At 62.7% G+C, this 14,518-nt stretch carries 11 protein-coding genes; 1 reads left to right on the top strand and 10 read right to left on the bottom strand.

All coding sequences use genetic code 11. The features are described from left to right. Position 1 precedes the first annotated feature (1 nt). From V8352_RS15495 to V8352_RS15455, 9 genes are all read right to left on the bottom strand, one after another. A complete protein-coding gene (locus V8352_RS15495; RefSeq protein ID WP_336425205.1) occupies positions 2–463 on the bottom strand; it encodes a (2Fe-2S)-binding protein in 462 nt (153 codons plus the stop codon). Between the two features lie 105 nt (positions 464–568). Next, a complete protein-coding gene (locus V8352_RS15490) occupies positions 569–3,670 on the bottom strand; it encodes an efflux RND transporter permease subunit (RefSeq protein ID WP_336425204.1) in 3,102 nt (1,033 codons plus the stop codon). Between the two features lie 81 nt (positions 3,671–3,751). After that, positions 3,752–4,930 (bottom strand): efflux RND transporter periplasmic adaptor subunit, encoded by a 1,179-nt coding sequence (locus tag V8352_RS15485; RefSeq protein WP_336425203.1) that lies wholly within the window; start codon positions 4,928–4,930, stop codon positions 3,752–3,754. Between the two features lie 133 nt (positions 4,931–5,063). Further along, positions 5,064–5,630 (bottom strand): PqiC family protein, encoded by a 567-nt coding sequence (locus V8352_RS15480; RefSeq protein ID WP_336425202.1) that lies wholly within the window; start codon positions 5,628–5,630, stop codon positions 5,064–5,066. Position 5,631: 1 nt separating this feature from the next. Further along, positions 5,632–7,725 carry a PqiB family protein gene (locus V8352_RS15475; protein ID WP_336425201.1) on the bottom strand — a complete coding sequence of 698 codons (2,094 nt, stop codon included), beginning with the start codon at positions 7,723–7,725 and terminating at the stop codon, positions 5,632–5,634. Then, the gene (locus tag V8352_RS15470; protein WP_336425200.1) at positions 7,722–8,387 is read right to left on the bottom strand and encodes a paraquat-inducible protein A; all 666 of its coding nucleotides are present in this window, start codon (positions 8,385–8,387) and stop codon (positions 7,722–7,724) included. The genes V8352_RS15475 and V8352_RS15470 overlap by 4 nt, the downstream gene beginning before the upstream one ends. Continuing rightward, positions 8,384–9,025: a paraquat-inducible protein A gene (locus V8352_RS15465; protein ID WP_336425199.1), complete on the bottom strand. Its 642-nt coding sequence runs from the start codon at positions 9,023–9,025 to the stop codon at positions 8,384–8,386. The genes V8352_RS15470 and V8352_RS15465 overlap by 4 nt, the downstream gene beginning before the upstream one ends. Before the next feature lie 189 nt (positions 9,026–9,214). Beyond that, complete coding sequence (locus V8352_RS15460) at positions 9,215–10,324, bottom strand: ParB/RepB/Spo0J family partition protein (protein ID WP_336425198.1); 1,110 nt, start codon at positions 10,322–10,324, stop codon at positions 9,215–9,217. Further along, a complete protein-coding gene (locus V8352_RS15455) occupies positions 10,311–11,705 on the bottom strand; it encodes an AAA family ATPase (protein WP_336425197.1) in 1,395 nt (464 codons plus the stop codon). The genes V8352_RS15460 and V8352_RS15455 overlap by 14 nt, the downstream gene beginning before the upstream one ends. Positions 11,706–12,266: 561 nt before the next feature. On the opposite strand from V8352_RS15455, the gene V8352_RS15450 reads away from it, so the two are divergent. Then, on the top strand, positions 12,267–13,448 hold the full coding sequence (locus V8352_RS15450) for a replication initiation protein (protein ID WP_336425196.1): 1,182 nt from the start codon (positions 12,267–12,269) through the stop codon (positions 13,446–13,448). Between the two features lie 37 nt (positions 13,449–13,485). Here V8352_RS15450 and V8352_RS15445 read toward each other — a convergent pair whose 3' ends face one another. Continuing rightward, positions 13,486–14,409 carry a LysR family transcriptional regulator gene (locus V8352_RS15445; RefSeq protein WP_336425195.1) on the bottom strand — a complete coding sequence of 308 codons (924 nt, stop codon included), beginning with the start codon at positions 14,407–14,409 and terminating at the stop codon, positions 13,486–13,488. Positions 14,410–14,518 lie beyond the last annotated feature (109 nt).

The raw sequence follows: 14,518 nt of genomic DNA, 5'->3' as shown, positions 1-14,518 counted from the left end.
TCTAGCCCTCCAGACTGTCTGAGGCCTGGCGAATCGCCTGGCGGATACGGGCGTAGGTCGCGCAGCGGCAGATGTTGCCCGCCATCGCGTTGTCGATATCCTCGTCCGTGGGCTTGGGGATCTCGCGCAAGAGCGCGGTCGCGGACACCACCTGCCCCGATTGGCAATAGCCGCATTGCGGCACATTGATCTCTACCCATGCCGCCTTCACCGCCTTGGCCTCGGGGCCGTCCATCGCCTCGATCGTGCGCACATCCGCGCCCTCAAGCGTGCCGACGGTGGTCACGCAGGACCGCACGGTCATCCCGTCCAGCATCACGGTGCAAGCACCGCATTGCGCGATGCCGCACCCGAATTTCGTGCCGGTCAGGCGCAATTCATCGCGCAGTGCCCAAAGCAGCGGCATGTCGGGATCGACGTCCAGCGAGACGGGGTCACCATTGACGGTAAGGCTTATGGCCATGGGGGGTCTCCTTTGGCGTGTGCGCTGAAATGTAGCACACTCCCGGTGATTGGCGAACGGGCGATGTGCCAAGGCCGCCGCACCGCGCCTACCCCGCTGCCCGTCTTAGGTTTTTTTTCTGGGTCCCAGCCGCGCAATCACCGCAAAGAACAGCGGCACAAAGAGCACGCCCAGCACCGTCGCCGTAATCGTCCCCGCCAGCACGCCCGACCCGATGGCCGTCCGCCCGCCCGAGCCCGCCCCCGAGCTGAGGACCAGCGGCAGAACCCCCAGCGAGAAGGCCATGGACGTCATGATGATGGGCCGGAACCGCTGCCGCGCGGCATCGACGGCGGCCTCCAGAACACTTTCGCCTGCGGCGCGTTTGTCGCGCGCGAATTCAACTATCAGGATCGCGTTTTTCCCCGTCAAGCCAATAACCGTCAGCAGGCCCACCTGAAAGAAGACACCATTCTCGAACCCGCCCAAATATGCGCCCCCCAGCGCGCCCAGAACCCCGATGGGCATAGCAAGCATCACGGCGAAGGGAATCGACCACGATTCGTAAAGGGCCGCGAGCGCGAGGAAGATCGCCGCCAGCGACAGCGCATAAAGCAGGGGCGCCTGATTGCCCGACTCCTGTTCCTCCAGTGACAATCCGGTCAGCGAGATCTGGAATCCGGGCGGCAGTTGCCCGGCCAGACGCTCGATCTCGGCAATCGCATCGCCGGTCGAAACACCTGGCGCGGGGCTGCCCTGAATCTGCATCGACGGCACGCCGTTATAGCGGTTCACGCCTTGCGCCCCGTAACTCCACGCGGCATCGACAAAGTTCGAAAACGGGACAAGCCCGCCGCTTGCGTTGCGCACGCGCCACTTCTCGATATCCGAGGGCACCGCGCGGGCATTGGCCTCGCCCTGCACATAAACCCGTTTGATCCGGCCCTCGTCGATGAAGTCGTTGACGTATCTCCCGGCCCATGCGGTGCTCAGCAGGTTGCCCACATCGGTCGCGGCCACGCCCATCGCACCCGCGCGCCGCCAGTCGATATCCAGATTGAACTGCGCCGCATCCTCAAGACCCGAGGGCCGCGCGCTGGCGATCAGCGGGCTTTCTGCCGCCATGCCCAGCATCTGGTTGCGCGCCTCCAGCAGCTGCTCATGGCTCTGCCCGCCGCGCGCCTGAATGTAGAAGTCAAAGCCCGAGACGTTGCCCAGCTCGATCACCGAGGGCGGCACGATCGGGAAAACCATCGCCCCCTCGATCTGGCTGAACGCGCCAAAGGCCCGCCCGGCCAGCGCCTGAACGCTCTGGCTTGCGGCCTCGCGATCTTTCCAGTCCTTCAGCCGCACAAACGCCAGTCCCAGGTTCTGCCCCTGCCCCGCAAAGCTGAATCCGGCAACGCCAAAGACACTCTCGACCAACTCGGGCTCCTGCGTCAGGAAGTAATCCTCGACCTGCTTGACCACATCCAGCGTCTGCTCGGCCGTGGTGCCCGTCGGCCCCTGAATGAGGGTAAAGAGAATGCCCTGATCCTCTTCGGGCAGAAAACCCTGCGGCGTGCGCATGAACATGCCCACCATCAGCGCAACAATCGCCAGATAGATGATGCCCAGCCGGACCGGCCGCTTGACGATCCAGCCGACGCTGCCCGCATATCCGCCCAGCAACCGCGCGAACCCGCGATTGAAGAGGGCGAATGGCCCGCGCTGGTGCCCGCCGTGCGTTTTGGCCTTCAGCATCGTCGCGCAAAGCGCCGGCGTCAGCGTCAGCGCCACCAGCACCGACAGCGCCATAGCCGAGACAATCGTGACCGAAAACTGCTGATAGATCACCCCAGTCGAGCCGGGAAAGAACGCCATCGGCACGAACACCGCCGACAGGACCACGCCGATACCGATCAGCGCGCCGGTGATCTGGTCCATCGACTTGCGCGTCGCCTCCTTGGGGCTCAGCCCCTCTTGCTCCATGATCCGCTCTACGTTTTCGACCACGACGATGGCGTCATCGACCAACAGGCCGATGGCCAGCACCATCGCCAGCATGGTCAGCGTATTGATCGAGAACCCCATCAGCGACAGCACCCCGAATGTGCCCAGAAGCACGACAGGCACCGCCAGCGTCGGGATCAGCGTCGCCCGCAGGTTCTGCAGGAAAAGATACATCACGAGGAAAACGAGGATGATCGCTTCGATCAGCGTCTTGACGACCTCCTTGATCGAAATTTCGACAAACGGCGTCGTGTCATAGGGGATCACATATTCGATCCCGTCGGGAAAGAATTGCGCCAGCTCCTCTACGCGGGTCTCGACCGCCGTGGCGGTATCCAGCGCATTGGCGCCGGGCGCGAGGCTGATGGCAAGGCCCGATGCCGCCTGCTGATTGAAGCGCGAAATGGTGCCGTAGTTCTCAGCCCCGATTTCCACGCGCGCCACGTCATTGATCAGGACCAGCCCGCCGTCGGTCTCGGCCCGGATCACGATCTGTCGAAAATCCTCGGGCGTGGTCAGCAGGGATTGCGCCGTGATGGTGGCATTCAGCACCTGTCCGTCCACCGCGGGCCGCGCACCAAACTCCCCCGCCGAGATCTGGGCGTTCTGCGCCTGCACCGCCTGCACCACATCTGCCGGCGTCAGTTCGAACGCGGCCAGCTTGGCCGGGTCCAGCCAGATGCGCATGGCGTATTGCGCGCCAAAGACCTGAACATTGCCGACACCCTCCACACGGCTCAGCTCATTGACCATGTTGGTTTCCAGGTAGTCGCCCAGATCGGTCGCATCATAGCCGCCACCAGCAGCAATTAGCGCGATCACCATCAGGAACCCGGCCGAGGATTTTTGCACCGTCACGCCCTGCCGCTGCACCGGCTCGGGCAGCAGTGCGGTCGCCTGCGCCAGCTTGTTCTGCACCTGCACCTGCGCGATGTCCGGGTCGATGCCAGTCTCGAACGTAAGGGTGATCGACGCGCCCCCCGCACTGGTCGAGCTAGAGGAGATATAGCGCAGCCCGTCCAGCCCCGTCATTTGCTGCTCGATCACCTGCGTGACCGTATTGGCCACAGTCTCGGCGCTGGCTCCGGGATAGGCCGCGTTGACCGAGACCGTCGGCGGCGCGATCTCGGGATATTGCGAGATCGGCAGCGTCACGATCGACAGCACGCCAATCCCCATGATGAAGATCGAAATGACCCAGGCAAAGATCGGTCGGTCGATAAAGAAACGTGCCATTGGGTGGCGCTCCGGTCAGGATCGGGTCAGGCGGCGACGATTATCAGATACAGCGCGCCGACAGGCGAGGCGCGCCAGGGTTCAGTCTTGGGCGGCGTCCTCGGCCTCGGTGTCAGTCTCGGCCGCAGGCTCAACTTCGTCCTCGGGCTCGCTGCTGCGCTCCTTGGGGGAGACGGTCGCGCCGGGCGCGGCGCTTTGCAGGCCGGTGACCACCACGCGGTCGCCATCCTCCAGCCCGTCATCGACCACCCAGTCCTGCCCGCGATCCTGAAGGACGTTCAGCACCCGCTGCTCGACCACGCCATCCTCGCCGACGACCAGCGCCGTGGGCTGGCCGCGCCGATTGCGCGTCACCCCCTCCTGAGGCACAAGAATGGCACCCTCGGCAATACCGCTTGGCATCTGGGCCTGCACATACATGCCGGGCAGCAACAGCTTGTCGGGGTTCGCGAACTCGATTCGCAACACGACCACGCCGGTCAGCGGATCGACCACCGGCTCGGCGGCGGTCAGCATGCCGGTCTGGTCAAAGACACTGCCATCGGCCAGCGTCAGCAGAACCTCCTGCGGCCCGTCCCCGACCCGCGCGCCGCCATTGCCGCGCCGAAACGCCAGCAGCTCGGCAGCCGATTGCGTCACATCCACATAAACCGGATCAATATTGCGCACGGTCGCCAATGGCGTCTGCTGACTGGCGGTAACCAGCGCGCCGGGGCTGACCATCGAGCGTCCGATTTCCCCCGACAGCCGCGCGCGGATCTCGGTGCGGTCCAACTCGATTTCCGCTGATTGCAACTGCGCCTCGGCGACCTGAAGCGTGGCAACCGCCCCGTCGCGCGCGGCAATCGCGCTGTCCAGCGCCTGCTCGCTCACCACATTGCGCTCGGACAGGGTGACAAGGCGGCCGGCCTCGCGTTCAGTCGCCTGCACCTGCGCCTCTGCCTGCGCCACGGCGGCACGGGCCTGCGCGACCGAGGCGTCATAAATCGCCGCGTCGATCCGGTAGAGCACATCACCCTCCTCGACGCGTCCGCCCTCGTCAAAGAGCCGCTCGGTGATGATGCCCGCCACCTGCGGGCGCACCTCGGCCTCAGCAGAGGCGACGACGCGGCCCGGCAGGATGGTGGTCAGGTCAACATCGCTGCTGCGCACCGTCACAACAGTCACACCGGGGGGTGGCTGCTCGCCCTGTTGGGCAGTGGCGGGGCTGGCAATGAGGCTCAGCAGAAGAAGCGGAAGAATGGAAATTATCCGGGGCATCAAATCACTTGTCCTATGGAAGGCGGGACCTTTTCGCGCGACCATAGTCTAAACTTGGCAGTTCACAAGAGGCCCCAGCCCCAGAATTGGCCTTGCGTTGCAGCGGTGCTCAAAAAATAGGCAACCGCCCGGCTCAGCGCAGCCCGCTCACGGCAATTTCGCGTGCAAGCTGGCGGGTCACTTCGCCGCGCGCCGCCGCAATATCCTGCGCCGCACCCTCGCCGCCAATCGGCACCGACAGCGCAAAGAGGCGCGCGCGATCGCGGCCATCCTCGGGCGCGACGAAATACTGCCCCGACATGCGGAAGGTGCCATCCGCATAGGCCAGCATCTCTTCGATCCGCAGCTCGACCTCGGCATCGGGCCGGTCAAGGAAGGGCCAGGGCTCGCTTGCCACCCGCGCGCCGGTGATTTGCGCCAGATAGCGCGCCAGCTCCAGCGTGACCGCCCGGCCCGGATCATCGGCCCACAAAAGGCCCTCCCCCAGCACGATGCGCCCGTCCGGCCCCGACACCCAGATATCCTCCGACGCGGCATAGGTGGGCAGCGAAACGGTCCGCAGCGAAACCGAACTGTAAGAGATCTGCTGCGTCGCACCCGCATCAGCGCGCGGCACGGCCACACGTTCATCCGGTGCGCCGCAAGCTGCGACGAGGGCCAGCGCGCTCAGCGCGGCGATGGATCCAGTTTTCAACATCATGTTACCGTCCTGTCAGCAGGGAATTGGGATTGCGCTCGATCGCCCGCGCCAGCGACGATACCGCCTGCGCCGCACGCTCGACCTCGCGCAGCGCATTGCGCGCGTCGCGGCCCAGACCGTTATTGGCCTGATACCCTTCGATGGTGGTGCCCGCTTGCGACAAGACAAGGCGCGCCTGTTCGATCAGGCGGGGCAAATCGCTACTGGCAGTCGCAATCGTATCGGCTGCGTTGCTGGCAGAATTCAGCGTGTTCGTGGCCGTCTCGACCACGCCCGCTTCGCGCAGCTGCACCAGAACCGCGCTCAATTCATCCAGCGTGCCATTCAGGCTGGCGGGCAATTCACGCGTGCTTCTCTGGTTGAGGAAACTGTCGACCGTCGTCAGCAATTCGGTGACCTGCGCACCCATCTCATCGATGGCCACCTCTTCGATATTGGCGGCCACACCCTCGATCCGGGCGACCAGTTCGGGCACCCCCTCGACAGCGGTATTCACGCCCTTGGCCGCATCGGCGGCATCATCCAGCGCCTTGCCCAGACGCTCGGACAGGGCGGCCTCGTTAAACCCTTCGATAAGCGTGGCAAGCTGGTCGATCGCCTCGTTCATCTGCCCCGGCAGGGCGCGGACATCCTCCGACGTTATGACGCCGCGCGCATCCGCCAAGAGGCCATTGAGGTTCTCGGGCGCGTCGCGCACCCCCTCGCTGGTAATCAAGGCATTGATATTGCCCAATAAGTCGATTGCCTGGCTCATCACCTCTTCGACCGGCAGATCGTTGATCCTCTGGAACACACCCTCGGCAGTGGCCGACACATCCGCAATATCGCTTTGCGCGGTCGGGATGCGCGGGCCGGAATCGCCCATCATTTCCAGCTCGGCTGGCGGCGCATCGGGCACATCGGCCAATTCGACCTTGAGCCCGCCCGTCAGGATCGACGTGGTCGCCAGTCGTGCGCGCAATCCGCCCCTGACTCGCTCGGCCAGAAAGTCCAGCGCGCTCTCTTCGGTCTGATCCCCTTCAAGGCCCAGCCGACCGGGCCGCACCGACAGGGTCGCCACGAGACGCACGCGGTTGTCGCCAAATCGCTCGGGATCGACCAAACCGTTCAGACCGCTGACCCGTCCGATCCTCAAACCCGCCAGTTCGACTGGCGCATCGACAGACAGACCGGCGATGTTGTCCTCGAAGACCGCCGACAGCGTCAGCCTTTCGCCCTCGTCGCCCGAAAAGAGGTTTTCCCGTGCCGCCGATTCATCCTCGTACACGGTCACCACGGCCCCGGATTCGAGCGGCTCGCCTCCCGACACCATGGTGCCGAAGGTGACGCCGCCCGAAATCAGCGATGCGATAGAGGTGAAATCCAGCACCGCGCCCCCTGCCCCGAGGCTGAAGGAGAACCCCGATGTGTCCCAGAACCGCGTTGATGTGTCGATCAGCCGGTCATGCGGCGCAAAAATGACCGCCTCGGCCTCGGCGGTCGAGCCATCCTGACTGATCCGCGTCTTGCCGATCCGGCCCACGTTGATGCCCTGATAGACGATGGGCGACCCCTCGTTTAGTGCCACGCCCTCGTCAGCGCTCAGCGTCAGCACAACCCCCTCGTCGTTCAACCGTTGGAGAGGCGCCTCAGCAAGCCCAGTGAAATCACCGGCCAGCCCACCTGGCTCACCGTCCCAGATACCTTCGAGATAGACACCCGACAGCACCGTATCGAGGCCCGACACCCCTTGGGCCGTCACTTCGGGGCTCACGACCCAGAATTGCGCGTCACGGTCCACATATTCGGCCACATCCTTGTTCAACCGCACCGTCACGACGACGCTGTCCAGCCCGTCGGAAAAGCCAACGCCCTCGACCACACCCACTGTCACGTCGCGGTACCGCAGCTCAGTCGAGCCTGCCGCGACGCCAGACGCGTTCTCGAATGCGATGTCGATGAGCGGGCCTTGGTCCATATAGGTGCGCACGGCCACGGTCAGCACGGCGATCAGTGAGATCAGCGGCACCAACCAGATTACCGAGATTCGCCGAAACGGGCTTTTCTTGGCCGATTTGATCGGCGGCGGGGGCGGTGTGCTGTCGGTCTGTGTCACGCCGTGCGTTCCTTTTCAGTGTCAGTCGCCTCGTCATCCGACGAGGCGCGATCCGCCGTATCGCGCGCACGGCCAGTGTCCCAGATCAGGCGGCTGTCGAAGCTTTGAGCAGATATCATCGTGAATATGACGGACAAGGCGAAAAAGAGGCTCGCCCGGCCGGGGGATATGTTGACCAATGTCTGAAGCTGCACCAGCGCCGACAGGACCGCGACCACAAAAACGTCTACCATTGACCAGCGGCCGATGTATTCGACCACCTCATAGAGCTTCTGGCGCAGCCCGTCCGAGATCTGCGGCCCGCGTTGCACGCCGATGACAAGGCCGAGGATGATGACGAATTTGCCCACCGGGATCACTGCACTGGCCAGCAGGATGATGATCGCGACACCCCATGCCCCATGCCGGGCCAGATCGACCGCGCCGCCGATGATGGTGCTGCTGTCGCTGCTGACCAGCGTCTTGGTCTCGAGCATCGTATAGAGGTTGGCGGGGATGTAGCAGGCCACACCCAGAATCCACCACGCCATCACCTTTTGCAGCGACATCGGATCTCGCGATACGACTTTGCCGCCGCAACGGGGGCAGACTTCGGTCCCCGGCGGCGAGACGCGGGTGCAGCGTTTGCACCCGATGAGGCCCATTTCCTTGGCTGTCTTCATGGTGCGAGCGACTTCCAGATGGAATAGCGGCACATCAAGACATCGGCGGCCACGATGATGACCATCAGGATCGCGAACATCCAAGCGGCGGGCCCAAGGCTGACCTGTGCCAGATCGCTAAGTTTGACGAGGGCCACGGCGCAGCCGATGGCAAAGATCTCGGCCATGGACCAGGGCGTCAGATCCTCGGCCAAGCGAAACGCCGGGCGCGCATAGGGCGCTGGCGGCTTGTTCTGAATAACGGGGACCAGCACATAGATCAGCAGCATCAGCCGGACCATCGGGATAATCACGATGAAGGCCAGAACAGCGGGTGCAAGAATGGCTAGCGATCCGGTAAAGGCAAGGCTGGTCTGAACGATGGACGCCCCATGGGTCACCCCCCCTGCCCCGATCGACAGGAACGGAAAGAACATCGCGGCGGAGATCAGGATCAGGATGCTGGCCGCCATCGCGATCAGCCACTTGCCCGCCCTGTTGCGCGGTGCGATCAAGACCGAGTGACACCGCTCACAATAAGCGCGCTCGTCCTTCTCGATGCGAGGAACAGTATAGACGAGGTCGCAATGGGGGCATGCGATCAACTCATCCATCGGATCGGAGGTGCCCGTTCCGGGAATATCGGCAGCTTGCGTCATAGCCGCCTATTGTTGCCCTTGTTTTCTGCAACCGCAAGCGGAGACGCGCGCATTGATCTGCTGCGTGCCCAGTCCAGTGTCGAAAGCATCAAAAGTGACGTCAAGTTATTGTTATTATTAATTTATATCTTGTTCAAAGTTGCGTGACCGATGCAGGGATCATTCTGGCAAGGGTTTCGCCGCGAAACCTCAGGGCTTGTCCAGGAGTGCCTGAATTTCCACCATAAGCGAGTCCATCAAGTCACTGTCCAGCTTTCCACCCTCGAATCGCAGCACATAGCCGCGCTCGTCCCGCATTTTGCGGATCGTGATCCCCGAAGTTGTCCGAAGCACGTCCGCGTTCTGCCATCCCGCCGGAGGCGCCGTGCGCCGAGGCCTGCCGCCCTGACCGCTCTTGGGCGGCACGTCATCGGAGTGCGCAATGACCGAGTCGACCGTAGCCCATTCCTGCTCGGGGTTTTCCGGCACACGCCGCGCCAATGCCTCGCGAAGCGCCGCTTCGCTACCGGCGCGCAATGCCTGGGCCAGTCGCAAGCCTCGCTTTTCACTGAGCGCCTCTGGAAAGGTGAGCATATCGCCCAATTCCTCAAAAATCATCGCAAAGGACCTAACCTTGCTACGCTTGGCCTTTGAGGCTGACGCATAGAGCCGGTTCACGGCATCCTCGACATTCACGAACGCGCCCTGCTGTGCCGAGATGACCGCGATCCGCCCCCTTTCGAACGGCGTCAACTGTGCCCGGACCTCATTTTCCTCGACCATTGCAACGAAGGCGCCATCCGCCTCAGCGCGGGGCCGCACGATGGCGCGGATTGCCGCGTGCCTCTCCTGCCCAGTGAGTTCATGCAGCGCGCGCACGGCCATGTAACGACGATAACCTGAAATCAGCGCGTACTTGGCCCCGTTGTCCGCAGGCTCGGCCAGCTCAAAAACCTCGATCGGCAGGCGCAGACCGTGCGACGCGATGGACTGCCTCAGCTCGGTCATATCATCCTCGGCCAGGTCGATCCGGTCACGAACCATCGCGTCTGGTTCGATCTCGGAAAGAGGCAGTTCGACCATTAAAAGCCCCGAGACGCGCGCCTCATTCAACTCGCGCAACTCTGCCGCAACCCGCGCCTGTCCTGCTCGCATCTCGGCGCTTGCGGTTTGGAGCTGTTGCGCAGCTTCTCCTGCCACCTGCGCTATGGGCGCGCCCTGCCCCAATGGCGGCCGACCCGAGGTTTCGCGGCGAAACTCATCCTCGAACCGGTTCATATCCTCGGCGCTTGGTGCCTCAAGCTTCTTACGCTTTGCCATTTTCCGCCTCCTGCCTGCGCGCTGTCTCGTCACGATACCACGTCCCGATGACCAATTCCTTAACTTCGGCCCAGGTCCGATCAAAGGTCTCGCGGCCCCTCACGTAGGTATCGCGGTTGAACTCGCGGTAGTCGGCCTCGTAAATCCCGTTCACCTGCTCGCCCGCCTGTCCGACCATGGCGGTCATATCCTGCCGATAGGTCGTCATGAAGTCACCGAAATAAGCTTGAATCACATTGGCCAGATCCGTCTGCTGATTGGCGTCAAACCGAGTGATGAGCGCTCGAACGGCGTCCCATTCAAAGCCGATCTCAGGCAGGCCATCGCGGCGGCGCACGGCATTTTCGCCCTCTTCGATGCTGGCGAAGGTCGAGTAAAGCATGTCGAAAAACCGGCCCGTGCTGTCAAATTCCAGAAAGGACGCACCCAAGGGAACCAGCAGGATGTCAGCCGCCGCGAGCGCGTTGATCGTCAGATACCCCAGCGCGGGGGGTGTATCGAGAAAGATGATGTCATACTCATCCACGACCCCTTCGCCCGTCAGAGCATTGGTCAGCGCATCCCAAAGCGGCCAGCTGCGCAGCCCCATGCGCCACACGGGGATCTGAAATTCAGCCCAATAGAGATTGAGCTGCGCGCCCAGCAAATCAATGTTCGGCCAATGCGTGCCCTGGATAAGGTTTCGCGGCGAAACCCCCAAAGCCTCGGTCAAAGTCTCGTCAAACGGCAGCGGAGGATCACCGGCAGCCTCCCGCACGATGTTTTCGGCTTGCACCGCCTTGGCATAATCCTTGGCCAGAAGGGGAAAGGCGGTCGACCATTCATCGGGGACATCGCCGCCCATGATCGACGTCAGGGAGCCTTGGCTGTCGAGGTCGATCACCAGCACCTTGTAGCCGTCAAGCGCGGCGGACATGGCCAGATGGGCGGTCGTCGTGGTCTTGGATGTCCCGCCTTTGAAGTTGGAAACTGCGACAATCTTGGCCGGCAGGCCATCGGGCCGGTAGGGCAGATACTCGCGCCCCGACGCGCCCTCGGCCGCAAAATGTTGGCGCAGGCGCAGAACATCCTCCAACGAAAACCACTTGGAATTGCCCTCGCCGGTGCCTTGGGGCAGGTCGGGATGCCTTTTGAGGACGCGGCGGAAATGAGCGGGGGCGACTGGGATAAGATACTTGCAAATCTCCCAGGTAGAAAACCGGCGCAGGCGCTTTTTGCCATCGGGCGCATATCCTCGGCGGGCGAGATCTTGGCGACCCTTGCCGGCGAAGGCGGCAGCTTTTGCGAATCGGGCGGTATCGATAGGATCCGAGAGCTTGGCGGCGGCGGCGGCCGGATCGATGTTGAAATAAGGGGGGAGGGGCTCTTTGCCTGAAGTCATTGCACTGCCTTTGCGATGTTCGGTGTTTTGTATGCTTCGCCTTGATCTATGGCACATCAATAGCCCGCAGTGAATCAGTCATTCCATTTTCACTGCAAAATCATGATCTCGTAAGAGAAAAGCAGCCACAAAGTTGTAGAGTCTTTGAGTTAATTTAAGAACTTTGCGCGATATTACCCTAATAAAATCAATGAACTACACTCCTTTAGGCACCCGTTCACGGGGCTTTGCGGACCCGTTTGCAGGGGCAAGAGCGCCTTAATGCAGGGGAAGGGGCCCCGATTCGCGGGGGAAGGGGCACCGGGATGCGGTTAGACCCTGTTTCGGGCAATTTTGCGCACGCTGTGGTGAACAACTATTAACAAATGTCCCGTAAATGGGTGCCATTGCGCCGCTCCTCCCGTACCAGAACCACTATGAGAACCCGTTTACGGGAGGCATCATCATGCGTAATGGGCAGGGACAAGCACCTCGAGGTGGATTGATTGCAGGTGCCTTTGACGCCATAGTAGTTGGAAAAACAGCCAATCGACAAGATCGGCAAAAATTGAGGGCGCGCAGATGAACGATATACCCCGCGAGCAGCTGACCGGATCGCTGAGGCGCGCAGCGGTCAAGAAGCATGTGGCGGCGATCCATGTATCGGGCAAGCTGTCGCTCCTGCAGCGCAAGCTGTCCAATGTGCTCTTGCTGAATGCCTATGACACGCTGACGACCCAGCGCAGCCACCAGATCGATGCGGGCACGCTCTGCCTGATGATCGGCTATAATTCCAACGACACCGCAACGCTGAAGCAGTCTCTAAAGGGCCTTGCAGAGACTGTGGCTGAATGGGACATGCTGGATGCCAGCGGCCAGCAGGAATGGGGCGTCAGCAGCTTGCTGAGCTATGCGACGCTGAAAGGGGGCGTGTGTGAATACGCCTATTCGCCCGCGCTGGCCGACAAGCTGCACGATCCCAAGGTCTTTGCGCTGATCAACCTCAATATCCAGCGGCGGTTCACCAGTGGCCATGCGCTCGCGCTCTATGAGAACTGTTATCGCTTCATCCGCACGGGTAGCACCGGCTGGTGGTCGATGGAGATTTTCCGCCGGCTGATGGGTCTGGACGGGTCAAGCTATTACGAGAGCTTCAAGCACCTCAACGCCAAGGTCATCAAGCCAGCGGTGACCGAGGTGAACAAGACCAGCAATATCGTCATCACGCCCGAGACGCGCAAGCGGGGCAGGGCGGTCACGGACATCCGCTTTCTTATCAAGGAGAACCCGCAGCTGGCGATCCTCGATCTGGATGATGGGGCGGCGGCGCGGCATGGCGCGGTCTACAAGCGTCTGCGCGATCTGGGTGTGAGTGATCGGCTGGCCCGGCAGTGGCTGAGCACCCATGGCGAGGATCAGGTCGAGGCCAAGCTGGAGTATGTGGCGGGGCGCAAGAACGTCGGCAGTATGGTGGGCTATCTGAGTGCGGCGCTGTCGAGCGATTACGGCGCACCCGCCGCGCCCGAGGCCAAGCCAGGCAGCGCGCGGGCGCAAAAACTGGGCCGGATGCAGGCAGCGGCGCAGGCGCGCACGCCCACGCAGCGCGATGCGGACAAGCGCCTGTTCGCGAGCAGGATCGAGGATGCGGCAGCGCGGGCGGATTTCGAGCGCTTTGGCTGGATGTCGGCCCTGAACGCGCGCGCGATCCTGGAGTTCTGGCACGAGATGGATCCCAGCCTTTATGACGGGATCGAAGAGGGCTGAGGGCAGGTATCAGCCCCACGGCAGAAGCGGCGCGATCTCAGCTCAACGATGAGGAGGCGGGGCTATCGGGCAGGGTGTACTGCGCCAGATGACGACGGATGAAGTCCTGCATGTCGGCACCGCCATGCGCGGGGGGGTGATCGCGCGATGATATCATCGCCGTCTCGTGGCGCACCTGCGGTTTGAACGCGCGGCAGACCACGCCGTCACCCAGATCCGCGCTCGCGTTGATCGGGTCGATGATGGCAAGGCCGCCGCCCGCCGCGACCATGTTGCGCGCGATGGCATAGTAATAGCAGAACGCGCGGTAGCGCAGGGGCTTGCCCACCTCCAGCATGAGGCGTTTGATCTGGCGGTCCGTGACATGATCGCCGTTGACGCCGATCATCCCGCGCCCGGCAAGGCACGTGGGGGTGATGACCTCCTGCGCGGCCAGCGGATCATCGGCGCGCATGATGCACATGCATTCCATCGCGAACACCTCGGCCTTGAGCCCGGCGACGGGAACGGGCGTGTCGATCAGCCCGATATCGATCTGCCCGCTCGCGGTCCAGTCGGCAATCTGGCGCGAGGAATGCACGCGCATCTCGACATGGGTGCCGGGGTATTCGACCTGAAAATCGGCGATGAGGCGCGGCAGGAAGTTCATCGCCAGCGCGCCGTTGGAGGCGAGGCTGAAGCCGCCAGCCCAACCTTGGCGGATGTCATCCGCGCGCTGCTCGACCCGTGCCAGCGCCATCAGGCCTTGGGAAATCTCGCCGCGCAATTGCAGCGCCTCGCCCGTTGGGGCGAAAAACCCGCGATTGCGGTGAAAGAGGCGAAAGCCCAGCTCACTCTCAAGATTGCCAAGCGCAATGCTGACGGCGGGCTGGGTCAGGTTCAGGCGCTGCGCGGCGTTGCTGACCGACCCGGCCTCGAAAAGGGCGTTGAAGACTTCGAGGTGGCGGATCTTGAGGGGCAAGAGATTCGGCTCTCATGTATAAGTAAAATGAATTTAAAGATTACACATATTAAATTGCTAAATTCAAGACGGCTACATACCGTAGGGTCACTTGAGGGTATTGGGAGAC

The organism is Roseovarius sp. D0-M9 (assembly GCF_037083805.1).
In the GTDB taxonomy this organism is placed as follows: domain Bacteria; phylum Pseudomonadota; class Alphaproteobacteria; order Rhodobacterales; family Rhodobacteraceae; genus Roseovarius.
The sequence above is the reverse complement of the archived record's forward strand: the minus strand, read 5'-3'. Positions and strand labels throughout refer to the sequence as shown.